General features: G+C 49.1%; 27 protein-coding genes and 1 tRNA gene. 8 read left to right on the top strand and 20 right to left on the bottom strand.

The window, feature by feature from the left end:
* Positions 1 to 21: 21 nt before the first annotated feature.
* The 5 genes from ACP9M6_RS09630 to ACP9M6_RS09610 all read right to left on the bottom strand — a co-directional run bounded on the left by ACP9M6_RS09630 (position 22) and on the right by ACP9M6_RS09610 (position 2,790).
* Positions 22 to 438 carry a low molecular weight phosphatase family protein gene (locus ACP9M6_RS09630; protein WP_427450602.1) on the bottom strand — a complete coding sequence of 139 codons (417 nt, stop codon included), beginning with the start codon at positions 436 to 438 and terminating at the stop codon, positions 22 to 24.
* The gene (locus ACP9M6_RS09625) at positions 435 to 914 is read right to left on the bottom strand and encodes a UPF0262 family protein (protein ID WP_427450599.1); all 480 of its coding nucleotides are present in this window, start codon (positions 912 to 914) and stop codon (positions 435 to 437) included. Before ACP9M6_RS09625 ends, ACP9M6_RS09630 begins: the two co-directional genes overlap by 4 nt.
* On the bottom strand, positions 907 to 1,323 hold the full coding sequence (locus ACP9M6_RS09620; protein ID WP_427450597.1) for a DUF2948 family protein: 417 nt from the start codon (positions 1,321 to 1,323) through the stop codon (positions 907 to 909). Before ACP9M6_RS09620 ends, ACP9M6_RS09625 begins: the two co-directional genes overlap by 8 nt.
* Positions 1,316 to 2,581, bottom strand: coding sequence for a UDP-N-acetylglucosamine 1-carboxyvinyltransferase (murA, locus tag ACP9M6_RS09615; RefSeq protein WP_427450595.1), 1,266 nt, complete (start codon positions 2,579 to 2,581; stop codon positions 1,316 to 1,318). The genes ACP9M6_RS09620 and murA overlap by 8 nt, the downstream gene beginning before the upstream one ends.
* Positions 2,582 to 2,652: 71 nt before the next feature.
* Positions 2,653 to 2,790, bottom strand: a complete 138-nt coding sequence (locus ACP9M6_RS09610; RefSeq protein WP_427450594.1) for a hypothetical protein — start codon at positions 2,788 to 2,790, stop codon at positions 2,653 to 2,655.
* Between the two features lie 72 nt (positions 2,791 to 2,862).
* Here ACP9M6_RS09610 and ACP9M6_RS09605 point away from each other — a divergent pair.
* A tRNA-Thr gene (locus ACP9M6_RS09605) sits at positions 2,863 to 2,937 on the top strand.
* A gap of 134 nt (positions 2,938 to 3,071) precedes the next feature.
* The gene (locus tag ACP9M6_RS09600) at positions 3,072 to 4,442 is read left to right on the top strand and encodes a tyrosine-type recombinase/integrase (RefSeq protein ID WP_427450592.1); all 1,371 of its coding nucleotides are present in this window, start codon (positions 3,072 to 3,074) and stop codon (positions 4,440 to 4,442) included.
* 524 nt (positions 4,443 to 4,966) lie between these two features.
* Here ACP9M6_RS09600 and ACP9M6_RS09595 read toward each other — a convergent pair.
* The 7 genes from ACP9M6_RS09595 to ACP9M6_RS09565 all read right to left on the bottom strand — a co-directional run bounded on the left by ACP9M6_RS09595 (position 4,967) and on the right by ACP9M6_RS09565 (position 14,175).
* Positions 4,967 to 8,398, bottom strand: a complete 3,432-nt coding sequence (locus tag ACP9M6_RS09595) for a DEAD/DEAH box helicase family protein (protein WP_427450590.1) — start codon at positions 8,396 to 8,398, stop codon at positions 4,967 to 4,969.
* A complete protein-coding gene (locus tag ACP9M6_RS09590; RefSeq protein ID WP_427450588.1) occupies positions 8,395 to 9,036 on the bottom strand; it encodes a hypothetical protein in 642 nt (213 codons plus the stop codon). The genes ACP9M6_RS09595 and ACP9M6_RS09590 overlap by 4 nt, the downstream gene beginning before the upstream one ends.
* Positions 9,033 to 9,773 (bottom strand): hypothetical protein, encoded by a 741-nt coding sequence (locus ACP9M6_RS09585; protein WP_427450586.1) that lies wholly within the window; start codon positions 9,771 to 9,773, stop codon positions 9,033 to 9,035. The genes ACP9M6_RS09590 and ACP9M6_RS09585 overlap by 4 nt, the downstream gene beginning before the upstream one ends.
* Complete coding sequence (locus ACP9M6_RS09580) at positions 9,773 to 10,279, bottom strand: hypothetical protein (protein WP_427450583.1); 507 nt, start codon at positions 10,277 to 10,279, stop codon at positions 9,773 to 9,775. The genes ACP9M6_RS09585 and ACP9M6_RS09580 overlap by 1 nt, the downstream gene beginning before the upstream one ends.
* Positions 10,276 to 11,484 carry a restriction endonuclease subunit S gene (locus tag ACP9M6_RS09575; RefSeq protein ID WP_427450582.1) on the bottom strand — a complete coding sequence of 403 codons (1,209 nt, stop codon included), beginning with the start codon at positions 11,482 to 11,484 and terminating at the stop codon, positions 10,276 to 10,278. The genes ACP9M6_RS09580 and ACP9M6_RS09575 overlap by 4 nt, the downstream gene beginning before the upstream one ends.
* Positions 11,481 to 13,070, bottom strand: coding sequence for a type I restriction-modification system subunit M (locus ACP9M6_RS09570; RefSeq protein WP_427450580.1), 1,590 nt, complete (start codon positions 13,068 to 13,070; stop codon positions 11,481 to 11,483). Before ACP9M6_RS09570 ends, ACP9M6_RS09575 begins: the two co-directional genes overlap by 4 nt.
* An 85-nt stretch (positions 13,071 to 13,155) precedes the next feature.
* The gene (locus tag ACP9M6_RS09565; protein ID WP_427450578.1) at positions 13,156 to 14,175 is read right to left on the bottom strand and encodes a DUF4268 domain-containing protein; all 1,020 of its coding nucleotides are present in this window, start codon (positions 14,173 to 14,175) and stop codon (positions 13,156 to 13,158) included.
* A 361-nt stretch (positions 14,176 to 14,536) separates the two neighbouring features.
* On the opposite strand from ACP9M6_RS09565, the gene ACP9M6_RS09560 reads away from it, so the two are divergent.
* A complete protein-coding gene (locus ACP9M6_RS09560; protein WP_427450576.1) occupies positions 14,537 to 15,391 on the top strand; it encodes a hypothetical protein in 855 nt (284 codons plus the stop codon).
* Between the two features lie 635 nt (positions 15,392 to 16,026).
* Positions 16,027 to 16,356: a hypothetical protein gene (locus ACP9M6_RS09555; RefSeq protein WP_427450574.1), complete on the top strand. Its 330-nt coding sequence runs from the start codon at positions 16,027 to 16,029 to the stop codon at positions 16,354 to 16,356.
* Between the two features lie 126 nt (positions 16,357 to 16,482).
* Here ACP9M6_RS09555 and ACP9M6_RS09550 read toward each other — a convergent pair whose 3' ends face one another.
* From ACP9M6_RS09550 to ACP9M6_RS09515, 8 genes are all read right to left on the bottom strand, one after another.
* Positions 16,483 to 17,310 carry a class I SAM-dependent methyltransferase gene (locus ACP9M6_RS09550; RefSeq protein ID WP_427450573.1) on the bottom strand — a complete coding sequence of 276 codons (828 nt, stop codon included), beginning with the start codon at positions 17,308 to 17,310 and terminating at the stop codon, positions 16,483 to 16,485.
* A 31-nt stretch (positions 17,311 to 17,341) separates the two neighbouring features.
* A complete protein-coding gene (locus tag ACP9M6_RS09545) occupies positions 17,342 to 17,695 on the bottom strand; it encodes a hypothetical protein (RefSeq protein ID WP_427450571.1) in 354 nt (117 codons plus the stop codon).
* A gap of 130 nt (positions 17,696 to 17,825) precedes the next feature.
* Positions 17,826 to 18,374, bottom strand: a complete 549-nt coding sequence (locus ACP9M6_RS09540; RefSeq protein WP_427450569.1) for a DsrE family protein — start codon at positions 18,372 to 18,374, stop codon at positions 17,826 to 17,828.
* A 12-nt stretch (positions 18,375 to 18,386) separates the two neighbouring features.
* Entirely contained in the window at positions 18,387 to 18,854 is a 468-nt protein-coding gene (locus tag ACP9M6_RS09535) for a Dps family protein (protein ID WP_427450567.1), read from the bottom strand.
* 35 nt (positions 18,855 to 18,889) lie between these two features.
* Complete coding sequence (locus ACP9M6_RS09530; protein WP_427450565.1) at positions 18,890 to 19,327, bottom strand: hypothetical protein; 438 nt, start codon at positions 19,325 to 19,327, stop codon at positions 18,890 to 18,892.
* A gap of 47 nt (positions 19,328 to 19,374) precedes the next feature.
* The gene (locus ACP9M6_RS09525; RefSeq protein ID WP_427450563.1) at positions 19,375 to 19,791 is read right to left on the bottom strand and encodes a DUF6691 family protein; all 417 of its coding nucleotides are present in this window, start codon (positions 19,789 to 19,791) and stop codon (positions 19,375 to 19,377) included.
* A 1-nt stretch (position 19,792) separates the two neighbouring features.
* On the bottom strand, positions 19,793 to 20,218 hold the full coding sequence (locus ACP9M6_RS09520) for a YeeE/YedE family protein (protein WP_427450561.1): 426 nt from the start codon (positions 20,216 to 20,218) through the stop codon (positions 19,793 to 19,795).
* A gap of 65 nt (positions 20,219 to 20,283) precedes the next feature.
* Positions 20,284 to 20,913 (bottom strand): peroxiredoxin, encoded by a 630-nt coding sequence (locus ACP9M6_RS09515; protein WP_427450559.1) that lies wholly within the window; start codon positions 20,911 to 20,913, stop codon positions 20,284 to 20,286.
* A 158-nt stretch (positions 20,914 to 21,071) separates the two neighbouring features.
* On the opposite strand from ACP9M6_RS09515, the gene ACP9M6_RS09510 reads away from it, so the two are divergent.
* From ACP9M6_RS09510 to ACP9M6_RS09495, 4 genes are read left to right on the top strand one after another with little or no spacing between them, the layout of a single operon-like run.
* Positions 21,072 to 21,767, top strand: a complete 696-nt coding sequence (locus tag ACP9M6_RS09510) for a peroxiredoxin (protein WP_427450558.1) — start codon at positions 21,072 to 21,074, stop codon at positions 21,765 to 21,767.
* Entirely contained in the window at positions 21,764 to 22,159 is a 396-nt protein-coding gene (locus ACP9M6_RS09505; protein WP_427450556.1) for an ArsR/SmtB family transcription factor, read from the top strand. Before ACP9M6_RS09510 ends, ACP9M6_RS09505 begins: the two co-directional genes overlap by 4 nt.
* A gap of 56 nt (positions 22,160 to 22,215) precedes the next feature.
* Complete coding sequence (locus tag ACP9M6_RS09500; RefSeq protein WP_427450554.1) at positions 22,216 to 23,085, top strand: MBL fold metallo-hydrolase; 870 nt, start codon at positions 22,216 to 22,218, stop codon at positions 23,083 to 23,085.
* Between the two features lie 11 nt (positions 23,086 to 23,096).
* Positions 23,097 to 24,779, top strand: a complete 1,683-nt coding sequence (locus ACP9M6_RS09495; protein ID WP_427450552.1) for a TIGR01244 family sulfur transferase — start codon at positions 23,097 to 23,099, stop codon at positions 24,777 to 24,779.
* Positions 24,780 to 24,820 lie beyond the last annotated feature (41 nt).

Below are 24,820 nucleotides of genomic sequence, written 5' to 3'. Positions count from 1 at the left end.
TTTTTGTGCGGTTTAAAGGACTTATTGCGGCAAACGAAATTCCCGCGCGATACGGGCGTCAATATTACTTCGAATGGCGCGGTAATTATTCAGCATCGCACGGACATCCAGTGAGCCCTCACCCGGGTCGGGAACAGCCCAGAGTTCGACCTGTATGTCACTCCCCTCAAACGCGGTTTCCGCCCCCGCCTTGGCGGATTCGGTAAAGGCGATGACGCGGTCGAAATCCTCATCCTGAACTTCTGCGAGGCCAAGGGGCTCATGCTCCGACATATCAATGCCGACTTCTTGCATCACGCCCAGCATGAATTCATTCGGATCAATCGGTGAGAGGCCGCAGCTCTGCACATCAATTTTGTCCCCTGCGCGTTTGCGCAAGAGGCCTTCCGCCATAGGAGAGCGCACGGAATTGAGTTGGCAGACGAAGAGGACTTTCATCGGATTGTCCGCCTGTGCAATGCGCAAATCAGGGTGAAAAGCCTGCGCGATGTGTTGAAGCCGAGTTCGACCTGATTGCGCAGCGCGTCGGACAACATGCGCGAACCCTCATTATGCAAACCGCGCCGCCCCATATCAATCGCCTCGATTTGCGCCGATGTCGCCGTTCGAATCGCATTGTGATAGCTCTCGCAAATCATGAAATAATCTTTGATGACGCGACGGAAAGGCACGAGCGAGATTGTATAGGTCCCGCGCGGAGAGCCATTTGTGCGCTCCACTTCAAATAAGAGCCGCCGCCCATCCTGCATTTTCAAGGTCAGGACATAGGGCCCGTGCTCGCTTTCCAGCGGGCGGAACTCGTTTTCTTCCAGCAGATCAAACACAGCCACACGCCGCTCATGTTGCATTTCAATTGAGGTGACAGGCAAGCTGTCCTCGTCAATATGGAGCTCGGCGATGTAGTGATCAGTCATCGTGTTTTGGAATGCGTTTTGTCGGTGTGGGTTCACCGATATCTGCCAGTGTCACGTCTAGCGCTTCCGCATCAATTTGAATGATACCACCACCTGCCAGTGTAAGTTCAATCAAACCTGCAGGCGCGTCTGTCGGGGTGAAGGTTAGTCCCAATATGACCGCAAAGGCATCCGCCTTCGACAGATCAACGCCCTGCGCCCGCACTTTCATGACGCCGTCAAACCGCAGGCCGCTTTCGATACGATACGGCTTAGGCTTTTCGCGCATGTAACGCGAGAGACGCAGCGTAAAACTATGCCCCTTCCTGTCATAGCGGGTCTGACCGATCTGGAAAATCGAGTCCTGAACAGCTCCCGCGATCACTTCCAGATCGGACGTCTCGGTCGCCAGTAAACGCAATTTAGTCATCAGCCTGCCTTGATATCCTCGCGCCGCATTGGCCGAGCTTCACTTCGATTTGCTCGAACCCACGGTCGAGATGGTACACACGGGAGATATGCGTCTCACCCCGCGCTGCCAACCCCGCATTGATTAAACATGCAGAGGCGCGCAAATCCGTCGCCATGACGGGTGCGCCGCGAAATTCTTTCACGCCGCGCACAATCGCCTCTCGCCCTGTGACGGTAATGTCCGCGCCCATCCGGGCGAGTTCGGGACAATGCATGAAGCGGTTTTCGAAGATGTTCTCTCGCACAATGGACACACCGTCCGCGAGGCACATGAAGGCCATGAATTGGGCCTGCAGGTCCGTCGGGAAACCGGGATAGGCCATCGTGTCTACGTCGACAGGCTTAGGCCGCCCGCCGCCACGTTCGATCAGAACCGTTGTCTCGTCCAGCGAGACCTTCGCACCCGCCTGCGCGATGAGTGGCCAGAGCGCACCGAGATGATCCGAGCGAATATTGCGAAGCCGCACGGAACCGCCAGCCGTCGCGGCGGCTAAGGCATAGGTTCCGGCTTCAATCCGGTCAGGCACGACGGAATGTTCGACGCCCGAGAGGGATTTGACGCCTTCAATCCGGACCTCGGACCGCCCTGCCCCCGAAATTTTCGCGCCCATCGCGTTCAAACAATTTGCAAGATCGACGATTTCGGGTTCGCGCGCGGCATTGTAAAGGACAGTTTCGCCCTTGGCGAGGACGGCCGCCAACATGGCATGTTCCGTTGCTCCGACGGTCACAAAGGGAAATGTGATTTCCGCGCCGACAAGTCCGCCCTTGGCCGAAGCAATGACGTAGCCTTCTTCCAGTTCAATTTTCGCGCCGAGTGACTCGAGAGCTTTCAGGTGCAAATCAACGGGTCGCGCCCCGATGGCACAGCCGCCCGGTAGGGACACTTTCGCCGCGTGATGTCTGGCAAGAATGGGGCCTAACACGTTAAAGCTCGCACGCATTTTCCGCACAAGATCATAGGGCGCCGTCGTGCTGCTCAACTTTGGTCCGTGAAGTCGCATCACATCCGACTCGCCCGCATCAACCTCGACACCGAGATGACGGAGCAGACCTGCCATGGACCGCGTATCCCGCAATCTTGGCATATTGGTCAGGGTAACGGGCTCATCCGTCAGCAGGCAGACGGCCATGAGTTTAATCGCAGAGTTTTTCGCCCCGCTAATCCTGATTTCCCCGTTGAGCGGGAACCCGCCCTCAATGACTATCTTATCCATGTGATCCGCTTTTAACCGTGATTTGCGCGGGTGTTAGGGGGCAAGTCCGTCTGAATCAAGGCGGCGGCGTGTCAGTCTTCGGGCGAAGGCTTAACCGTATCGGATTTCGCCTTTCGCACGGCCTGTTTCCGACGCCGCAAATTCGCGCGCAACTGTTCCGCCAAACGCTCTTCGCGTGACTTTTTTCCGGTGAGACCTTTTTCCGACATGGAATTAGAATAAGCCGCGCTAAAGGCTTTTCAAGTCATAGATGCTCGTCTATAGCGCCCTTCATTCCAGAGGCCGCGGTAGCTCAGTGGTAGAGCGCATCATTGGTAATGATGAGGTCGGGAGTTCAATTCTCCCTCGCGGCACCAGTTTTCACTCCAAGCAAGTCACATAAGTCATTGTAAAACTTAAGAAATCCTAGCCCACCCTTAAGCCACCTTCTATTGACTAAGCGATTTGCCACACATTTTGCCGTACATTTCGGCAGACAGGAGATGGCAACATGAAGTCGATTAAGCGTCCAGATCAATATTTGCGCCTGAGTCAGGACATCTGGCATTACGTCCGAAGGGTCCACAAAGCCGTCCAGTATGTTGAAGACCGTGCCGTCATCCATCGGTCATTAGACACAGACAGCCGCAAAGTAGCGCGGCAACGTCGCGACATTTGCGCAGCAGCAGATGATCAGCGCTGGCACCAAATCGCCCCCAATGCCATCGAAAACTTACACCCCAACGCTATTTTAAAGGACCTTCATCAACACGCGCAGCCATTCGGTTACGCATACGTCCCTGCGAAAGACTTGGCCCAACGCGCCACTCTGGAGGACGTTATTGAGCGCATTGATGCGATGGGTCCGTTGACCAAAACGCCCAAAATGGGGAGAGATGCGGATGCACTTCTCGGCCTCGTGGACGCTTCGCCAGTCCCGATAACGCAAGCACTTCAAATATATCTGTCGGAAATCGCGCTTGATGAACAGTCAGGCAAATCACCAGAGCAGCTGGATGCCTACATCAAGGTGAAGCGCCGCGCCGTTGCGAACTTTGTGAAAATCAACGGTGACCTAGCAATGCGAGAGATAACGCGTGACCATGCGCAAGCTCTACGGAAATTCTGGGCAGATCGTATCCATCCGACAGATGGTAGCAAGCCTATGAGCGGTAGCAGTGGCAATAAAGACCTTGGGTTCTTGCGAAAGCTATACCGCCGATACTTCGAACACACAGGCGAAGAAGAACGGCAAAACCCATTCAGGAACCTAAGGTTTTCACCCAAAATTCTGAAAAAGGTGAAGCCGTTCTCAAACGATTGGGTGCAGAATGAGATACTTAAACCAGACCTTTTCCGAGGCCTAAACCGAGAGGCCGCCTTGCTGTTGATGGTCCTAATAGAGACGGGTTGCCGTCTTAGTGAGCTAACAAACATCGAACCGAAAAACATTCGATTACGCGATGAAATTCCGCATCTAAGGATACGACCAACCTCTGATAGAGAGCTCAAATCCAGCTCGTCTGAGCGAGATATACCGCTCGTCGGCATAGCATTAGAGGCTATGAAGCGAGCCCCGGACGGCTTTCCGCACTATCGCGACCGAGGATATCTGCTTTCTCAAGCGCTCTTAAAAGCCTTCAAATCTCGCAACCTTCTACCCTCAAAACACCATAGAGTTTACAGCCTTCGACATAGTTTTGAGAAGCGTATGCTGGAGGGCGGATTGGACTATGGGCTGCGTTGCACCCTCATGGGGCACAAAAGCGACCGTCCTGAATATGGCGATGGAGGCTCACTCGAATACCGCCGGCAAGAGCTTCTAAAAATCGTTCACCCCGTCAAATCGGAGCTGTTAGAGGGCTATCCGTTCACCGCCTAGCCATAGGGCATTCGCAGCGAAAGCGTAAAGCGAATGACCTGCCTGTCTGGCGAAGACGCTGTAGGATCTTCACCCTGGAACGTCGTTGATGACCCTTCTCCCGAGCTCAAACACTAGGTCTATGAGCCTAATTTCGCCGCGCTGCGGCGAGTCCAACGCCCCTACCTCCGCTCGTTATGGGGCGGCTACAGCAGGGCCGTTGGACCGCACACACCGAACCGACAGAACGTGATTTAAGGACCGAAATAGAGGAAGGTGTGGAGGGCAAGATAAAAGGAGGTGTGCACACCTAGGGGCTAACCCCTTGTCTGCACATCGTTTTAGGTATGCACTTTGCAAATCGTGGTGTGCACCCGTTTTCCGCTAACCTGTTGAACTTTATAAGGAATAGGTGTGCACACTAAACTACTAGCCTCAACCAGCCTTTTAAAACCTCAATTCTCTAATTGGGTGTTTATGGTATTATTGGGTATGGAAATGTTATTGGAGAAACCCAACTAATAGGGCCTTCTGACAATATTCAGCTAAGCGGCTGCTGAGCGGTTGAGAGTGGCAAGAATGCGAACAATTTCTTTTGCAGCTCCATCGTCAAACATTCCGCTCAAACCTTGATCGTTCAAACGTGTGAAGGGTTGCTCGTATAATCTCGCGGGATCAATCCGGCCATTCTTGGACAGGGCATCGATAATCAGATCAACAAACTCAATTTGGTTTGCGTTGAAGTTCGACTCTCGGATGAACTCAGCAAACACCTTCCTCACGGCGCTCCGATCAAGACCGATGAGGCTACGGACGAAAGCCTCTAGACCTCCAGCTCCATCGATCAATGTCGCAGCATCAGGGTCATACAGGCGTTGCTCGATCAATAGACCCTCTAGCTGCTCGATATCAGTCGGCGTCAAAGCGGCTTGAGTGTGGATTTTATTGACTGCGATATGATCTTTGTGAGCCAGTAGGAAATGCCGCGCCTTGGCGGTGAAGCGTTCTTTGTCAAAACCTAGCTCAGTTTGAAGAATTTCGATCTCTGCCGCTTCGCCCATCACATCTTCGAAATCGGAATAAACCCGCTTCTTCGCAACCTTATCGACTAACCTCGCAAGTGAGCGGAGCTTCCGCCGAGCGACTTCCAAAATTTCTGGTGTTATATCTTCCCAATACGGGTCCGTTTGCATCTCTAGGATTAGAGCCAACTCTTTCTTGACCATGGGAACATCTACACCTTCCAGCGCCGACACGATCTTAGTGATCTTGTGGCGATAGGTCTCAATGGCAACACTGTCTTTTAACAACGCCAGCTGGGCTCGTAGGATCAAAAGGTCAAAGCGCTTTGCGTCAATATCACCGTCGCTGTGCTGTGTAGGAAGATCGGATAGTTTCTCGCGCAAGATATGCTGATCATCTAGCGTCAGGCGCTTCCACGCAGAGCGTTTAGAAAATTTCTCAATGTGTTGGCGCTGAGGCCGGACGATGAAATTCTCCAGCGGCATTTCTGTCACCTGTGTATAAAGTCTGTCCGACAGATCAGATTGCAAACTGATTTTCGCGTCGTCCTTGGCGGGTTTAGGACCTTCGAAAGGTTCCTGAGCGCCGCCATGCACTTCACTCGCTTTATTGTTTTCAAAATGCGCAATGACATCCAGCCGCGCCAAGAAGAGGGATTGGCTCAATGACCGTGCTGGCGTGCTATCGATGACCTCTGGGTTTTCATTGAAGAATTCGAAATTTTGGCAATGATCAAAAACGATGAAATGCGTTTTATCTTTGCCGGGCCCAAAGAGGTCGGGTCGCTTACGTGTGCCTCGCCCAATCATCTGCCAGAACTTGGTCTTAGACCTCACAACTTTGAAGAACACGAGATTGACGACATCAGGCACATCGATTCCCGTGTCGAGCATATCGACAGAAATCGCGATGCGCGGATTTTTCGTAGGGACCTTAAGATCATCAATCAGCGATTGCGCATATCTAACCTTGTGCTCAATGACCTCCGCTTCGCTATGTTTATGGGGATAATGAAAATCATAGCGTTCTTTGATGAAATTCGCATGTGCGCTGTTTTTAGCAAAGATGATCGTTTTGCCGATATCCTCACCGTCATTGACTCGGATACCTTCGGTCATGAGATGCTTTAAGGCTAGATCAACAGTAGGCTCATTAAAGAGCCACTTGTTCACATCAGCCGCGCTGATTTCATCTGGTGGCGGACCATCATCACCCCATTCTTTTTCGTCCCATTCTTCTTTCTCTTCCTCGGAAAGATCGTCATATCGAACGCCTTGAGTCGGGAAACCTAACGGGACGGAAATGGCTTTGGGCGGCACCAAATGACCATCTATGACCGCAGTTTCCAAGTCATAGGCGTCCGTTGGAACACCCTTCTCAAGCTCGAAGACGCGGTAAGTATCTTTGTCGATTTCTTCTTTTGGCGTCGCCGTCAGCCCCAAGAGCAAGCTGTCGAAATATTCAAATATCGCGCCGAATTTTTTATAAAGCGAACGATGGGCTTCATCGACGACGATGAGGTCAAAATGCCCCGCGCCAAATATCTTGGCCTTGCCGTCTTTGTCTTTCGCGTCGTCGATCAACCCCATCATGGTTTGATAGGTGGACAGATAAACGCGACCTATCCCATCTGGGTTTTTTAACAAGTTGACGGGCGAGGAAGACGGCAAATGTTCTTTGAACGCATCCGCCGCTTGCTTAACTAGGGATGTACGATCCGCCAAAAACAAGACACGTTTGACCCAACCGCCGCGCATCAACACATCGGAGAGCGCAATCGCCATGCGGGTCTTGCCTGACCCTGTCGCCATAACAAGCAAAGCGTTACGTTGCTTGTCATGCTCAAAACTCTCACAGACGCGACGTATGGCGCGTTCTGCATAATACCGATCAGAGATGTCAGGATTGACCGCAATGCCTTCCAGTGGCTTCTGAGTTTGCCGACGCTGGATGATCGTCTGCATCTCATCATGTTTGAGAAAGCCAGAAATCTTCCGCGCGGGGTAATTTGTGTCGTCCCAGAACCAATGCTCAAACCCATTCGTGTAGAATATCAATGGACGCTGTCCGAATTGCGCCTCAAGGCAATTGGCATAAAGCTCGGCTTGGCGCTTGCCCGTCAACGGATTGACCTTGGTCCGCTTGGCCTCGACCAGCGCTAACGGCTTGCCGTCCTGCCCCCAGAGAACATAATCGACAAAGCCAACACCGGAGTCCGACGGCATACCCGCCACTTCAAATTCGCGGTCGCGCGCATCGGTCAGGTCCCAGCCTGCTTCTTCCAGCATAAGGTCGATGAGGTCAGTCCGTGTCTTCGCCTCATTAAAGTCATGCGTGTCGGGCGTTTTGGTATTGGCTGCTTTAATTGCCGCAATCTGCGCATGCAGCTTGGCAATTTCTTCATCTTTGGCTTTGGCATCAGCCTCGCTCTGAATGGCTTTCTCTTCGGCCTTCAACCGCGCCTTATAGCTTTCTTCCCATTTCCCAGCCGCCTGTTGTAGCACGGCCAGTTTTTGCGGTGTGACGGATGTCAGGCGCGGGAGGTTCTGTTCGGAGAATTGCACATTGGCGGGCGGACCGGACCGAGAGTAATTACGCGCAAACCAATAGGCGAAATGATGGAGCTCTCTGACCGAGGCAATCGCCTTGGCCTCGGCAACACGGCCCGTTCCATGTGCGGCTTTATTGCCGTTGTTTTTAATCAAATAAGCTTTTTGCGCGACATGCCCCGCAAGGCGTTTGAAGGACGGCTCCCCGATCAACGCAGCGAGATTTGTATCGTAGGGGCGGCGAACCTTTCCGTCATTATCATAGACCCACGTCACCATCATTTCGAGCGCCAGCCGCGCCATGACGCAGGCAGCACGAGGATCGCCATACGCATAGTTTTCCGCTTTTACGGTCTGCACGTAAATGCTTGGCCATTCGGCCTTTATGAAATTAAATTGGCTCAAGCTTTAAAGACCTCTTTGCGGAGATAGCTCTCAATCTCTTTCCGAAGAGGATCTAAGTCGGAAATCTTCACTTGTGTTCCTGCAACGCTAAAATTTATATCGCTGCGAAAATAACTATCTCCACTCTCATCCTCTTTCGGCCAATTTTCAGGAGGGTTGTTGAGATTTTGCATAGAATAATCATCACCTGTACCTAACGAAAGACTCAACCTTATCGCGTGGTCTTTTTGATCTTCCCCGAGTTTCTCGCAGTAAAGCCATAAGGCATGGTACGGGTCTGGCTTTTGAAGATCGAATGACCGATACCAACCATCATCCCATACGCCCTCGACAGTCTTAAAATTTGTGGGTTGTTTAATATTATGAGAAAAATTTGAGACTAACTTGGTCCAAGCTGTGCTCCAAACCGCCCCCATAAAGTCAAAGTAATCTTTCTGAACCTTCTTTGAGTAATGCCATGCTGACGCATATTGATCATACCCATTGAAAGAATTTGGAAGAGCTTTGAATTCTTCAATTGATAAGTCAATCCAATCGGACCCTTTGTCGCTCGAGAGCATATGATTGACCGCACGACGCGTGTCTAATTTATTGAAATAAGCCGCTAACTCCTCGCTGATATCAAATGATTGGCTCATGCAAGTTGCTCCCAAAGGGTTGATCGGAATTGACGAAACTCGAAGTCATCTGTTTCATCTTGAAGACCGCCTTCCATTCGCCGTAAAAAGGCCCACCATTGCGAGCAAACCCAGTCCTGATCAGAAGCACAAACTTGTTTCATGTCGTCTGTGCAGAACGATTTAAAAAGAAATGCAAATTGAAACGTGTCTGCGATTGCTGGGGCAGCATCCTCATATTTTTTGAGTTGCTCAGGGCTTAAAACGGCGCCCTGTTTGACCTCAACGATAAAGGCATGTCTGAATTTTGCTTCCCGAGCGCTCTTACCCCAAGCAATCAGAATATCGATACGTCCGTCACCTGTGGGATATTCGCTAAAGATAGAGATCTTTTCATGTTCTTCAGGCCTCTCACTATCGTAATGCAGTGCCCTCAAGAAACTACCGACACGGCTAAACCGGACATTAGGAGTTGAGTGGGACATGAATTTCACCAATGCGCCCGTCGTCTGAGGCTCTTTCAGAGAGAAACCCCAATTTAGTGGCGCAACGTTCAGCGCATCATGCTCCCGACCGGCTAAATGGTAAAACGTCTCAAACCCTGACTTGCTAACATTGGGCATGGTGATGTCTTCAGCCCATTTAATAGTATGCTCGCCTAGCGTCCGATTAAACGCATTGACCCAATCCGTATCCATCTTACTTTCAAAAAAGATAGGCTCTTTTCCGATGGAATTGATGACTGCACGGATTTCCATCAAGAATTCCCCAAACGTTCAAATTGTTCAGCAAAGGCTTGGCGCACAGGTTTCCAGATTGCAACATCTAGTGGTTTGCGAGAATGTACGACGTTCAACACATTATAGCCGGCCTCACGAAGATCACGCTCCAGCTGTTTTTCCATCGCCGCAACGATGTCGCGTAGGGGTTTGTGTTTCTCCATGCGTTCGTCGCGTGTACCAATGTGAGGTATCTCGTCAAATATCGGGCCATGCATGATAAGGTCAAAAAGCTCACAGTCTTCCGCATCTACACCGGCTTTCTTCAAAAGGTTCCGCTTTAATGCGTTTGATTTTTTCTTTCGGCCTAAATGCTGGCTCATACGGGTGAAGGGCGGGTTCGCACGCGGGCTGGAACTATCGCCCGTTCGCTCGACATACAGATATTCACCCTTGGGTGTGTCAATCTGCCAGACATAAAGCCAAAATCCGCGCGCGAGCATGGCTCCGGGTAATGTGAGAGTATGGGTTGCCGGCCCGCTCATAACTCACCGCGAAAGGCGCGTTGTTGCAGGGAGGCAAAAAGGTCTTCTAATTTTTGATGGTTTAGCTCCATACTCTTCGTGAGAACTGACCGCTCAGATACCTTTTCTTCAAATTCTATCTGTTTTGATATGGGTGGTGTCGGTATCGGCAACGCCTTCAGTGCTTTTGCGTTCAAGTTTAGCATAGTCACCCCTGACGCCTCATTTTCAAGGATTTGAATTGTTCTTGGAGAACTGAGGAATCTTTGCAAAAAAAACGGCCTGATTAAATCCAAGTTTGAGCGGATAAATAACGATCCTGTTCCGCAAAGGTATCCATTTGCTTCAGCGTCGACTACAGCGCACCTACCCATTTCTCCTCTACGGGCCATGACTACATCTCCCGTTCGCATGTGATAGCGCTCAAGCTCTTCATACTTCTTTTCAGTTATCGACACTTTGGTTTGCGGCTCTATTTTACCTCCGTTGATATGTTTAGGATTAACAAGTGGGATCCCGTTTTCAATATAGTCAGCCTGATGGAGCAACGATCCAAAAGGACCGATTTGAATTCTATCAACACAATCAATTAGATCTTTTTTTTCATAGTTTCCGCCATCCAAAAACATCTCATAAAAAATGGATTGGCCGAGTTGGTTTAGGTGGTCGAGGGCGCGTTGTCTTTGGCGGCGGAGCGCATCCGCCTGATCCAAAATCGCTGCAATCCGCTTTTGCTCTGGGAGCGGTGGGAGTTTTATGGTCATTTTTTTAAGATGACTGGGGCCAAAGTTTAATTGAGCAGAGCCTGTTACAAACTTACTCACTTGTGCTCTAAACTCGAAAGATTGAAGCCAGTGCTTCAAGTAACTCAAGTCACCAATATTTTGATTGGCTTTAAATCTAATGGTGCTGGTGTTCATGCAAAGAGGTAGATGATGACTTTCGATGAAGGCAATCTTTGTTCGCAAAAATCCGTCTTTGTCGAAAGAAATCCCTGAACTAGCAATAACAAGGTCACCTGTATTGACCAAAAAATGAGAGTACTTTCCGTTTGCTTCTTCATTTGAAAGATGACGGTCGGTCGCATCGAGGTCAATTTGCCCATCGACAGTTATGTTGCCTACGTTCAGTAGCTTCACCCCTTCTGACTTGAATTGCCATTTGCGTACGCCAGGGCCTTCTTGAAACCAGAATGCATCAGTTAATGGAATACTGTCCCAATTCACCCCAACATCTCCTCAAGCGCCGTTAAGCCTTTGGCAATATCGTTTTCAATCTCGCGCAGCTCCGCGATAATTTCTTTCGGGGCGGGATAGTCGATTTCTTCATAGACAATTTCTTTATAGCGGTTTAGCGAGAGGTCATATCCCGCCGTCGCAATATCGTCTTTGGAGACGCAAAAGCTTTGCTCTGTACGGGCGCGTTTTAGCTCTGCGCCGTCCCGCTGCCCCCACCGCGCCAAAATATCGGGCAGGTTATTTTTGGCGTGATCATCAGCTGACAAAGCCTCGCTCGGCGTGACGCCTTGCTGCTCTGCGGGGACCAAGAGTTGCCGCTTATCATCCAGCGATAATCCATCCGCTTGCATGTCATAGAACCAGACATTTTCCGTGGCGCAAGGATCGCCCTCCTTCGTGTCCGTCCGTGTAAAGAGTAAGATGGCTGTAGAGACTCCCGCATAGGGTTTGAAAACGCCCGACGGCATTTTGATCACAGCGTCGAGCTTGTGCTCTTCCACAATCAACTTTCGCAATTCCTTATGCGCTTTGGATGAGCCGAACATGACGCCATCCGGCACAATCACCGCTGCGCGTCCGCCAACTTTCAGGAGGCGTAAGAAGAGCGCGATAAAGAGAAGTTCAGTCTTTTTCGTTTTGACGACCCTTTGCAGGTCTTTGGAACAGCTTTCATAATCCAAGCTCCCTGCGAATGGCGGATTGGCGAGAATGAGGGAGTACTTGCCTTCGTCTTTATCTGTCTCTTCCGCGAGGCTGTCACGATAGGCGATATTGGCGTTCTCCACGCCATGCAGCATCATGTTCATCGACCCAATGCGGAGCATCGTATTGTCGAAATCAAATCCGTTGAACATATCGCTTTGGAAGTGCGTGCGAAGCTTATCATCGATCATGACTTCCGGATGGTTTTCGACAACATATTCACTCGCCGCGACCAGAAAGCCGCATGTCCCGGAGGCAGGGTCCACGATAACATCTGACGGCTTTGGCGCGGTCAGGGCGACCATGAGCTCGATGATATGGCGTGGGGTTCGGAATTGTCCGTTCTGCCCGGCACTCGCGATCTTGCCGAGCATATATTCGTAGATGTCCCCTTTGGCGTCTCGTGATTCCAACGGTAGCTCATCGATAATATCCATGGCCTTGACGAGGAGTTGCGGCGTCGGAATTCCAAAGCGCGCATCTTTCATATGTTTGTTATGGCTGCTGCCCTCGCTCGCCATTATTTGGAGGAACGGAAAGACGAAGTTGTCCATGATTTTGAAGGCATCTTCGGACGCCATATCGCGCAAGAATTTCCAGCGCAGGTCTTGATAGGACACCGTGATTTTTTTTTGTGGATCGTCGGGGTCGGTCGCATCCTCGACGTAGTTGCCCTCGGGAAAGATAATGCGTTTAGACGTTGTGCCCAACGTCTGGGCCTTTGCCTCCTCACGGGTTTGAATTTGATCCAAACGACGAATGAAAAGCAGATAAGTGATCTGTTCAATGACGGAGAGCGGGTTTGAGACGCCGCCGCTCCAAAAGGCTTGCCAAAGGCTATCAACCTGCGCCTTAAAATCTCCAGTAACCATGAAACTCTCCTTGGTTACACGTAGACAAAAGACGGGAGATGATTGCAACCGTTCGTTTAACGGGTAGGCGATTTTAGTTGGTCCGCTATAGTTTCAGGCGATCCAGTTCTGGCTGGAAAATCTCAATGCCTTTGTTTGTCGTTGCGTTCAGCCATTCGAACGCTTCCGGCCAATTCTCTTCGTCATAGGTCTCAATAAGCTTCTCGGCGAAAATACGGGACGACTTTTTATCGTCCAGACGTCGCCAATCCAATTCATTGCCAAAGGCCGCTTCTAACTTCTCTTTGTGTTGAAACAGACCATCGAAGATGCGCTTGTTATAGTCGTGATCTGAATTACCAATGTAGAGTTCATAGCGAATACGGTCTTTGAGAAAATGGAAATTATGGTTCACGCCAGAATGACCCGTTGAGCCTGACAACCAATGATCACGCCCAGGACTTCGATTGGCATAGAGCTCTGCCGCTTTGCCCGTCAAAGTTTGGAGGAGTTGCCCCCAGAATTTGAGACGACGCCTATGCCGCTCAACATTTTCTTTGCGCTCGCGTTGTTCTTCTACTTTTTTACGACCAACCCGAACCATGAACTCTGCGGCCTCTTTCGGCGGGATGACTTGCTCGACATTTAGAAGAACTCGGCCGTCATAGCTGAACGGTGTGATGCGTTTGCATTGGATGTCGATGCCGTGATCTATGAGCCAGAGACATGTGGCAGTGACTTCCTTTCGAAACTTAGCCGCCGTTAAAATAATCCGCTGGCTTGAGCCTTCGCTTATTTCAATGTCAGAGAGGTCTTCGACCTCCAAAAAGGCCGCCATGGTCTCTTCTGCGTTACCGTTATTCTCTGGCCCCAAATAATCCCTGTAGAGTTTGAGTATGTCCTGACGCGTCAATGACGAGCAGTAGGCCGCATATTTTTGAGCTTGCCAGACAACATCTTTGCCGGAGTCATCCAACTTGTTCTCAATGATAACGAGACGGCCATTTTTATCCAAAGCCAGAACATCCAAGCGCTCTCTTGTTTCATCCCAACCGTCGAACTCTTCCTGCAGGATTAAAAGCTCTTCTCCGAGCATTTCAGGATGATCGAGAATCCATTTTTGCAAATGATTCCGCTCGCTCAGCTTCAAACTGGAAAAAGTTCGGCGATCAAGTGGGCTGATTGTGTTGGAAGACTCGTTTAAAACATACATTCAAGCGTTAAACCTAGAATTGAGAAGAAGCGCAAGCCATTATCGTATTTATAGCGTTATGCACACCGCAAAGCCTCATAAAATATAGGGAAATCGCGACTCCGTGTGCACACCTAAATGGCGTGTGTGCATACCTAAAACGATGTGCCGACAAGGGGTTAGCACCTAGGTGTGCACACCTTCCTTTATCTCGCCCTCCACATTTCTTATTTGCAATAGTGTTTTGTTGGGGCGGGAAGCCGTCTCAAACTTACTTACAGTAAGACTTGCTGTCATGAACGAGAAGGCCTTAACGCCTTTTATGGCTTATCCTGATTTTTCTGAACTTACTTTTAGTTTTGCGTTTTTGAATGAACTTCAATGGTTCCTTTGGAGAAACTCTCCTGTCATGCATCCATGGATTTTTATGAATTTTCTCACTGTACATCAGGAAATTAAAGTTGGAGCTGACGTAGTATTCAACAATGGACTGACACCAATCTATATTCAGTTTAAGCGTTCCGGAATAATCAAAGGACAAAATGGCAGAACCCCCAAAGAGTTGAAGCCAAACCAGTCAGGCAACCACCAATTTACGCTGAATCAGAGGCCATTTTATCGAATGCACCTCCACAAACACATGGAGTATTTGCAACATTTCACCCTCCAAGTCCAAGAGGTCATAGCGAACCAGAGAGTGTTTTATGTCACCAGTCAGGTTCCCGACATCAAAGCTTTGCAAGACTGTGTGAAAGACAGATCTGTTTTCAGCGATGCTTCTGCGTTCTTTCTTCCGTCCGAAATTATATTGCCTACGGACGTGAGCAACCCAGACGATTTAAAGGAAACCCACTGGGTCTCGTTTTCTAAAAACGATACACATAAAGTTGTGTATTCAGAAATAGGAGTGAAGACACCGAGAGCGTTTCAGAGATCTGCTAATTTTTCTGAGAGTTTATACTCTTGGGTTTCAGAAAAATCCCCAGCAGACAGAACAAAGCACGAGCTCAAAAAATCTATTGAGCTCATCATCTCAGCGTTTGGGATCAACGAGAAAAATTTGCCCGAAGGTTTTCGTGATGGCAGCTTGGTTTACCAAGCAAAGTATCTCCACAGATACTATCTGGATACTGAGATTTTCTTTGTCTAATCTGGATTGTCGCTAAACTCTTGAGCAAACCTGCTATGAGTTTTCATCTATCTCTCATCTCTACTTTTTTTGAGTTCGTGAAAACGCTAAGAAGAAAAATAAAAATTTGCTGCACAATCGACCGTACATATTGCCACACAAATCACTTGCAAGACCCGATAAGTCATTGTAATCACTGCAATTAGAGGAAGGTAACGCCGCTCCCTCGCGGCACCAGTTTTCACTCAATGCTATCAACAACTTCACGGAATTGGCGAGGCACGTCAAATTGGGCAAAATCGATATAGTAAGAACGGGGCGTAATTTTGTTGATTTCCACATCCAAAATAAGTGATGAAAAAACGGCTTCAACAGCAGCTTAAATCACTGTTATTTCAAGCTCTATAATAGCAAGTCGTCGGCATATAGCTTAAATCGTGCAGCTTCCAGAGTTTCGACTCTGAGTATTCAGAAGTAGAATTTGACGCACTTTTCTCTAGGAAGCCTTCTAAATCGCTTGTTCGGTATCGGACAACACGCCCCATCCTGATGAAACTAGGCCCCTCACCCTGACATCTCTACTTGTTAAGGGTGGAGCGCACCTGTCTAACGTCAGCGCCTATGGCACAGATTTAGGTCTGAGCTAAGAGAAACTTTTGGCTCATCTTCATCCTCTTGGAGTGAAGAATGAGAAAGACAAGAGTGAGCCGGACAGTAACTCTAGGGAATTCCTCTTTAAACAACCTTCCCCATCAACGAGTTTCAAAAAACTGCCCGTTTTACCAAACCTTTTCTATGAAAAATCGGGTGAAAATTTCAAACCAAACTATCCCTTATCTTACACCGCAACTTTAGTAGAGGTTAGGAATGCAAATGAGTTTTTACAGTTTGGTGCTGATGTGGCGAGTAATGCAAATGACGACGTAACTAAGATTCCGGTCAATTCTTTTAACCCTTATTCCATTTTAGTTAGGGAAATTATTTAAACTCACTGATCTTCCCGCATAAGTGCTACAAGCCGCTTATTCGGCAGTTGCAAATTCAAGGCTTTGGAAAAGTCAGGACTTATCCAGATGTCGCGAGAGAAAGTCACACTTACAAAGCTGACGTAACTATCCGAGGCCAGCTCTCACGATCCAGACTGAGGCTTGCATGTCAACAGTCCCGTCATCATTGGCAGCGTCGCTCAGTTTTTCGATTAAAGCCGATTGAACGCGTTTTTCGTCTAAATCCTTGTCTTTCATGATCTTGGACAATGGACCCATATCCATCATAAAAGCCGCCGTCTGTTCAACATCTTCGCCCGGCAATCTTATTTTGCCTGTCCAGTCTGTCAGTTCTACGGTTTTCCAGCCTGCATCCATCAATGTGTCTGTCAGATATTCAGAATCCGCAAAAGCAAACTGCCCAGGCGTATGAGGAACCGGCGGCGGCGACGGTTCTTTAAAAAATGGCATCGCGGCTTCTAGCGGCGCATTCGCCCATAGGTTTTTTATGGGGGACTGCCAGCAGGCAAACACCATGCGGCCATCAGGTTTTACTTGCTTGCGAATATTCGCAAAAGCGCTGACTGGGTCAGAGAAGAACATCACGCCAAACCGTGAAATAACAACATCACGTTCTTCATCCAATGAAATCGCCGCGGCATCCTCACAATGAAAATTCGTTTGCGCGAGTCCCACTGCCCGCTTTCCCGCGAGTCCAATCAATGGTTTTGAAATGTCTACACCGAGGACGGACTGAGCTCTTTGTGCTGCGAGCAAAGATAAAGCCCCGCCGCCACAGCCAATATCGAGAACAGTCTCATTAGGCTTAATATTTGACGCCTCAAGGATGAGGCCTGCGAATGGGCTTAACATGGCATCTAAGCGGTCAGAGAAAGTGACCCAAAGCCGACCCGCCGTACCATTCCAATAGTTTGATTGTTGTTCATTATCCATAGCTAGAAGCATTCCTCACTGAATTAATTTTTTAGAACGACAAAACCTTCGTCTCAGCTTGGGTGAAATATCCGGCAATTTCCGGCGGCGTTGCCACGCCAACACCGTCTATGAGCGCGTCTTTTCCGAACTCTCGATCCGGCAGATAAATAGCGCAGACATCCACTTTCACGCCGCTATTAATAAATTTGGAGAGCAGACCTGCAGGGCTAATGTTTTTAGGCACTAAAGGTTGTTGTGATATAGTCGGCGGTGATTTTAACGCCAAATCTCCCCCTTTATCGCAAAGTAGGATTTGCACAGGGCTTCCCTGATCAACTGCGGCTTTAGAGAGAATCAAAGCTATAAGCTGCGTTTCAGGCGCTTGCTCCGTGATCACCGTCAATATAGGGGCGGAATTGTCAGTTGCCTGCACCGAGACCTGAGCAGGGCTGCTACTTTGAGAACAGCCTTTCTACGCGACGGCTAAAGTCATCACACAAATGAGTTGTTGTCTGATATTCAAAATGGCCCACTCAAAACGGGTTTAACGTGTAGTCGTCTTGTTGAAGCAGAGCGTGCGCGGTCATGGCGGACAATGCCATTTTAACGCCCGGAAGCAGGTCTGATTTATCAATGTCGTGATAAACAGCGGACTGCCCACAGAGATAAATTTCGACGCCATTCTCAACGAGGGCCTTAATCAATTCCGCGTTTTTATTCTCAGCGCCTGCATATTGCGCCGCGTAATAGTCTTTGCGCGTTAAATCCTTTGATGCCCCGCCATGTACGACCAAAGCAATATCCATATTCTTGAGGGCTACGCCCGCATCAGCGTGCATATTGATAAAACGAGCGAGGCTATCGAACTTCCGGTTCGCAGTTCCCGGCTGGCCTGCCGCAGCAACGTCAAAGCTCACTTTTAACTTCAATTTTTTTGGCAGCGACATATCGGAGTCGATGGTCGCGATTTTGCCGAAATCTGTAATCACCGTCCCGTTGTGAAAAGCAGTATCATCGGCATAGGCGAAAGATGAGATCACAGATAACGCGAATGCGCCTATGAGGATTTTCGAAATTTGCATGAGAAGACCTTTCTAAGCTGCAGTCGCGCGTAGCATCCACGCCGTTTTTTCATGGAGCGTAATTCGAGGGGCAACCACATCCGCCGTGGCGTCATCATTGGCCTCTTCAGCTGTACGAAGGACATCTCGCGCTATTTTTGCGACCTGTTCATGCCCAGCGGCTAATGTTGTCACCATTTGTTGCCAATCGGGCCTTTGTGTCTCTTCTGTGACAGCAGACAATTTAGACATTTCAGCGTAAGACGCGGGTGCATAATGGCCCAACGCTCGAATACGCTCCGCAAGCTCATCAACGGCCGTCCACATTTCCGTATATTGCTCCATAAACTGGATATGTAATTGTTGGAAATGAGGGCCTTCAACATTCCAGTGATAGCCATGTGTTTTTAAGTAGAGCGTATATGTGCTCGCAAGCAGTTTCGACAAGGCGGTAGCAGAAGCTTGTCTTGAGGTGGTGTCTATACCGATATTGATGTCCATTCTATTCTCCGTTTGAATTAAGGGACCTCTGTGAGCTAAATTTGATAAGTTCCGTGGCAAGACTGGCAATACATGAGGGTTGAGCTCAATTGCACCAGTATTTCAGTGCTATCCGCTCCACTCTTGGAGAGTGTTTCAACTTTTTTGAACTCCTGTTTCATGGCCGACCCCATCTGTCTATATTCAGGGGGCAAAGCCCCTTTCATTAAACCTTGACTATAGCTTTGACCTTGATTGCGACCCAAGCTGTCAGCAAGGGCACTTTGAACTAATTCCGGGTGATCTGACGATAGGCCCTCTACGATTTCCTGCGTTGAGAGGAGGAATCGATTCATCTCCTCTAAAACATGAAGACGCTGCTGCGCTGTAAGAGTTAAAACGATCCGCGTGTCAGAGTTTGTAGGAATTTCGGTAAGGCTGGCGCTTTCACTTTGAAAAACTTCAGGGGCGCGGCCTTGTTGCGAGCAGGCCACGGCTGAAACGCCCGCGCACAAAGTCAGACCTAAATGTAAGACTCGCTTCACGATCTCGCCCGCATCAATCTGTAAGCCATGATTGTCAAAATCATCGTGGCTGTAAATATCAGGGCATTTGTGCCAGCAAAGCTGACACTTGCAAGCGCTGGGCCTGGGCATAGGCCCGCTAAGCCCCACCCAATGCCAAATAGCGCCGCCCCAGCAATTAAGGGAGCGTCAATATCTTTGCGGGTGGGCAAACGAAAACGGTCTTCAAAGAGGGGTGTCTCGCCTTTTAACACCAGACGATAGCCGATAAATGTGACCACTAAGGCCCCGCCCATGACAAAAGCGAGGCTTGGGTCCCAATTCCCGGTAATGTCCAAGAATGAAATCACTTTTGAAGGTTTCACCATTTGAGACACGGTTAGGCCGCCGCCAAAAAGTAGGCCTGAAATGAAGGTGGATAGAGGTAGTTTCATCTTACAAGCCTCCCGCGAGGCGTAATATGAAAACGGTCAGAACGCCTGTGACCATAAATGTTAGTGTGGCGATGAGCGATCGAATAGAGAGACGCGCATTACCGCAAACGCCGTGACCACTCGTGCATCCATTTCCGAGTTGAGTGCCTATACCGACAAGGACAGCCGCAACGATTAATAAAGGCCCAGTTGTTGGAAAGCTCACCTGAAGTGTCGAAGGCTTAAAAAGCCCAACCAGCAATGGCCCCAGACCGAGGCCCAGCAAAAAAGTCCATCGCCACAACTTATCAGTCTTGGGAGCCTTGAGAGCACCCCCCAAAATGCCACTAATGCCTGCGATCCGTCCGGCACTCGCCATCAACCAAACAGCTGACAGGCCAATCATTGCGCCGCCAAGAGCTGCAGATATGGGTGTGAAGTTTTCCATTTCAGTATCCTAAAAAATCCCCTGACAGAGAGAGGGATGCCAGGGGACGTCTGGCTAAAGGGGGTTTAGCCAATACTTGTATAGCGAAGGTAGGGACGTATCTCGTCAAAGCCTTGAGGAAACTTCGCAGCCGCGTCCTCATTTGACACAGATGGCGGGATGATGACTTTATCTCCAACCTTCCAATCTGCGGGAGTCGCAATGCCGTTTTTATCTCCGGCTTGCAAAGCATCAATCACCCGCAAAATTTCATCAAAATTACGACCAACGCTCATGGGGTAAGTCATGGTCAATCTGATCTTCTTATCAGGCCCAATAATGAAGACAGACCGGACAGCCGCTGTGTCACTCTCATTGGGGTGGATCATATCAAAAAGCTGCGCGATTTTTTTGTCAGCATCTGCAACAATTGGGAAGGTTAGCGTTGTATTTTGAGTGTCGTTGACATCTTCAATCCACGCCAAATGCTCTTTAACGCCATCTGTTGAAAGCCCGAGCGGCTTTGTATTCCGCGCTTGAAATTCTCCGGCGAGTTGTGCCGTGCGCCCCATTTCTGTTGTGCAAACGGGAGTGAAGTCAGCGGGGTGCGAGAAGAAGAAACACCAATCATCGCCGATCCAATTGTGAAAATCAATTTTGCCGGTCGTTGTTTCTACTGTGAAGTCAGGCGCTACGTCGCCAATGCGTAAGCTCATGTCAAAGCCCTTTCTTAACCTCATGAATCTGTTTGTTATCCTGAGTTAAGAACGCTGAAACTCAGAGTCAATATACAATTTACTTAATTCTATTGTTGATTTTATATATTATTATAATTTATAGACCGTTCCGTAGATTCTAGTTGTTGGAGAACAGTGTGACATTACCTGAAAATAGCACCCCTTTTGACGGATATGACGGAACCGCACAGAGAGGGCCAAAGCTCGACGAACCAGCGCCTCTTTTCACTGCGCGGACAACGCTAGGCACGCGTGCTCTTGAAGATTATCGAGGCCAATGGGTGATCCTGTTTTCGCACCCTGCCGATTTTACACCTGTCTGCACATCGGAGTTTATCGCCTTTCAAAACGCCATGTCGGATTTTGAAGCTCTGAATTGCAGCCTTATTGGCCTGTCTGTAGATAGTGTTTTTTCTCACATTGCCTGGCTTGAGAGCATTGAAACAAAATTTGACGTGAAGGTAACATTCCCTGTCATTGAAGATGTCTCAATGGCTGTTTCAACAGCTTACGGCATGATCCACGAAACATCCTCCAGCACAGCTACAGTTCGTTCCGTTTTCGTCATTGACCCGGATGGCGTGCTAAAGGCTCTCACACATTACCCGCTCGCTGTCGGCCGCTCCGTCAAAGAGTTATTGCGCCTGCTCAAAGGCCTTCAGCTGTCAGCGAAAGAAGATGTCGCGGTTCCGGCAGAATGGCAGCCCGGTGATGACGTTTTGTATAATCCACCCTGCCTTTTTAATGACGCGCTGGATAATTCCGGCAAAAAAGCTTGGTATTATCGAAAAGTCGCCAACGATACAGGCGAAGCAGACGAGTCACAATCATGAGCTTCCAGAAAGACATGATTAAAAAAGCGCCTGATGTTGCCGCGCAGCTTAAGCTACTTGCCAATCCAAACCGCCTCCTCATAGTCTGTCGTCTGCTGGACGGCGAAATGTCCGTTGGTGATATTGAAGAAGAGTTAGACATTCGCCAGCCCACCCTCTCGCGCGAGCTAGGGCATTTGCGTGAAGCCAATATCATTTCTCCACGCCGACAATCCAAAGTCGTTTTCTACACTTTGACGAATGAGAAAATGCGCGTCTTGATTGAAGCCATTTGTGAGGCAAGTCGCGGCGGCAAGACTTGCCAAGCGACATCAGTATCGCCGCGTGCCGACGCAAACGCACCCATCGCGTTCAACCCGAGGCCTAAATTTACAAAATCAGGGCCGTCGTGATCTGATGAGCGCGGATATAGCATTTTTGCGACCACCGCCAAGAAAGGAGCCTAGACATGAGCAACAAACCAGAAGTCATCTCATTTTTTGATGAAGCCACTTTTACCGTCACTTATATTGTAGCCGACCTTGCGACTAAAAAATGTGGAATTATCGACTCAGTCTTAGATTTTGACCCAAGCTCGGGACGCACAAAAACAGACTCTGCAGACGAAGTTATTGCCTTCATCAAGCAGGGTGAATTGGATGTTGAGTGGATATTGGAAACCCACGCTCACGCTGATCATTTCTCTGCTGCGCCATATCTTCAGCGTGAGCTTGGCGGTAAGATTGCTATTGGTGCGCATATCCCTGACATTCAAAAAGTTTTTGGAAGCCTTTTCAACGAAGGGGATGATTTCAAACGGGATGGCAGTCAATTCCATCACTTGTTCGAGGATGGTGAGACTTTCAAGATTGGAAGTCTTGACGCCGATGTTATCTATGTGCCGGGGCACACACCGGCTTGCATCGCCTATCACGTCGGTGATGCGGTTTTTGTCGGCGACACCCTTTTTATGCCTGACTATGGATCGGCGCGTTGTGATTTCCCAGGTGGAGATGCAGGAACGCTCTACGACTCTGTGCAAAAAATCTATGCGTTGCCGGATGAAACACGCGTGTATCTTTGTCACGACTATAAAGCGAAAGGCCGTGATCACTATGCGTGGGAAACTACGATCGCTGAACAGAAGGCCAAGAACATTCATCTCAATTCATCCGTTAGCCGTGATGAATTTATCGAAATGCGTACAACCCGCGATAAATCGCTCAATATGCCGCGCCTGATACTGCCGTCAGTCCAAGTCAATATGCGGGCGGGAGAATTTCCGGAACCTGAGGAAAATGGACAGCGCTACCTCAAAATTCCGCTGAACGCAGTTTAGGGGCTTTTCGGATGGAAGCGAAATCATTGACAGAAAACCTATCTGTGCGCGGTCAAATAAAGCTTGCGGATCTGAAGGACATCAAAGCGGCAGGTTTTACGACCGTGATTAATAATCGCCCTGATGGGGAAGCTCCGCGACAACCGCGATCTGAAACATTAGCTAAACGCTCAAAAGAGTTAGGTTTGACCTATCATTATATTCCGGTTTTCCCGGGCAATATGAGCGCTGCGAATATCTCCGATTTCGATAAAGCGCTATTGCAAAACGGCGGGAAGATCCTCGCTTTTTGCAGAACAGGAACGCGTTCAAGCAACCTATGGGCCAAAACACAAGTCGGCAAACGTAGCGCCGATGACGTCATCACGCGCGGCAAGGCGGCAGGGTATGATCTGTCAGCACATCATGCCGCACTAAATTTAAATCAACCAAAAACAAAAATAGTGAATGGGGAAAACATGTTAGAAAAACATCAGATCGTTATTATTGGGGGCGGGTCAGCAGGCATCGCGACAGCAGCAAGTTTGCTGAAAAGAAAACCTTCACTCGACATTGCCATTATTGAACCAAAGGACGAGCATTTTTACCAACCGGGTTGGACCATGGTTGGCGGGGGCATTTTCTCTCATAAAAAAACCCGGCGCTCCATGAAAGATTTAATGCCAAAGGCGGCAAAATGGATCAAAGCAGCCGTTTCTACTTTTGATCCTGACAATAACACTGTGACTTTGTCTGATGGGCGCACAATCGGGTATGAAATGCTTGTGACCGCGCCAGGCCTTCAACTCGATTTTGATAAGATTGAGGGATTAACGGAAACTCTCGGTCAAAATGGTGTCACATCTAATTATAGATATGATCTTGCCCCTTATACATGGAAGCTCGTTCAAGGCCTGAAGTCGGGAACGGCCATTTTCACACAACCGGTTATGCCCATCAAATGCGCCGGAGCGCCCCAGAAGGCCATGTACCTTTCAGGAGATCACTGGCTTCGAGCCGGCACATTGGACAATATAAATATAAAATTTTGCAACACTGGCGGCGCCATCTTTGGCGTTAAAGCTTTTGTTCCCGCACTCATGGAATATGTGAAACGCTATAACGCAGAGCTAAATTTCGGCGAGCAACTTGTCAAAGTCGATGGGCCAAAAAAGACAGCTTGGTTTGAAAAAACAGATGCAGATGGCAATAAAAGCCAAGTGGAGCGCAAGTTTGACATGCTACATGTGTGCCCGCCTCAATCAGCGCCTGATTTTATCAAAGCCAGCCCACTCGCCAATGAAGCAGGTTGGGTGGACGTTGATCAGCACACTCTACAGCACAATAAGTATCCAAATGTTTATGGGCTCGGCGACGCCGGTTCTACGCCTAACGCCAAGACAATGGCTGCAGCGCGAAAGCAAGCTCCAATTGTGGCCAGTAACATCCTCGCGCAACTGGAAGGCTCAAATGCAATCGCCAACTATGATGGCTACGGGGCTTGCCCGCTAACGGTTGAGAAAGGAAAAGTCGTGCTGGCTGAATTTGGATATGGCGGCAAGCTATTGCCCTCTCTCCCAACTTGGGTGCTCAATGGTACCAAGGCCACGCGCGCCGCTTGGTTTATGAAAGATAGCCTTCTTCCCAATGTCTATTGGAACCAAATGCTCAAGGGTAAAGAATTTCTCGCGAAACCGGAAATCACTCTAAAGTAGCGCACCTATCGGCCTCAGACATGCGCTTAGCGGAATGAATA

Origin of the sequence: Litorimonas sp. WD9-15 (assembly GCF_050271975.1) — a bacterium.
Taxonomy (GTDB): domain Bacteria; phylum Pseudomonadota; class Alphaproteobacteria; order Caulobacterales; family Maricaulaceae; genus Litorimonas.
This window is presented reverse-complemented; position numbering and strand designations above follow the sequence as displayed.

Coding starts and splice junctions, on each gene's coding strand:
- ACP9M6_RS09590 (WP_427450588.1), bottom strand. CDS start 9,036: ATGAGCCAATCATTTGATATCAGCGAGGAGTTAGCGGCTTATTTCAAT.
- ACP9M6_RS09550 (WP_427450573.1), bottom strand. CDS start 17,310: ATGGATAATGAACAACAATCAAACTATTGGAATGGTACGGCGGGTCGG.
- ACP9M6_RS09630 (WP_427450602.1), bottom strand. CDS start 438: ATGAAAGTCCTCTTCGTCTGCCAACTCAATTCCGTGCGCTCTCCTATG.
- ACP9M6_RS09495 (WP_427450552.1), top strand. CDS start 23,097: ATGGAAGCGAAATCATTGACAGAAAACCTATCTGTGCGCGGTCAAATA.
- ACP9M6_RS09585 (WP_427450586.1), bottom strand. CDS start 9,773: ATGGAAATCCGTGCAGTCATCAATTCCATCGGAAAAGAGCCTATCTTT.
- ACP9M6_RS09515 (WP_427450559.1), bottom strand. CDS start 20,913: ATGAGCTTACGCATTGGCGACGTAGCGCCTGACTTCACAGTAGAAACA.
- ACP9M6_RS09540 (WP_427450569.1), bottom strand. CDS start 18,374: ATGCAAATTTCGAAAATCCTCATAGGCGCATTCGCGTTATCTGTGATC.
- murA (WP_427450595.1), bottom strand. CDS start 2,581: ATGGATAAGATAGTCATTGAGGGCGGGTTCCCGCTCAACGGGGAAATC.
- ACP9M6_RS09505 (WP_427450556.1), top strand. CDS start 21,764: ATGAGCTTCCAGAAAGACATGATTAAAAAAGCGCCTGATGTTGCCGCG.
- ACP9M6_RS09500 (WP_427450554.1), top strand. CDS start 22,216: ATGAGCAACAAACCAGAAGTCATCTCATTTTTTGATGAAGCCACTTTT.
- ACP9M6_RS09535 (WP_427450567.1), bottom strand. CDS start 18,854: ATGGACATCAATATCGGTATAGACACCACCTCAAGACAAGCTTCTGCT.
- ACP9M6_RS09625 (WP_427450599.1), bottom strand. CDS start 914: ATGACTGATCACTACATCGCCGAGCTCCATATTGACGAGGACAGCTTG.
- ACP9M6_RS09520 (WP_427450561.1), bottom strand. CDS start 20,218: ATGGAAAACTTCACACCCATATCTGCAGCTCTTGGCGGCGCAATGATT.
- ACP9M6_RS09600 (WP_427450592.1), top strand. CDS start 3,072: ATGAAGTCGATTAAGCGTCCAGATCAATATTTGCGCCTGAGTCAGGAC.
- ACP9M6_RS09525 (WP_427450563.1), bottom strand. CDS start 19,791: ATGAAACTACCTCTATCCACCTTCATTTCAGGCCTACTTTTTGGCGGC.
- ACP9M6_RS09560 (WP_427450576.1), top strand. CDS start 14,537: ATGAACGAGAAGGCCTTAACGCCTTTTATGGCTTATCCTGATTTTTCT.
- ACP9M6_RS09580 (WP_427450583.1), bottom strand. CDS start 10,279: ATGAGCGGGCCGGCAACCCATACTCTCACATTACCCGGAGCCATGCTC.
- ACP9M6_RS09570 (WP_427450580.1), bottom strand. CDS start 13,070: ATGGTTACTGGAGATTTTAAGGCGCAGGTTGATAGCCTTTGGCAAGCC.
- ACP9M6_RS09620 (WP_427450597.1), bottom strand. CDS start 1,323: ATGACTAAATTGCGTTTACTGGCGACCGAGACGTCCGATCTGGAAGTG.
- ACP9M6_RS09610 (WP_427450594.1), bottom strand. CDS start 2,790: ATGTCGGAAAAAGGTCTCACCGGAAAAAAGTCACGCGAAGAGCGTTTG.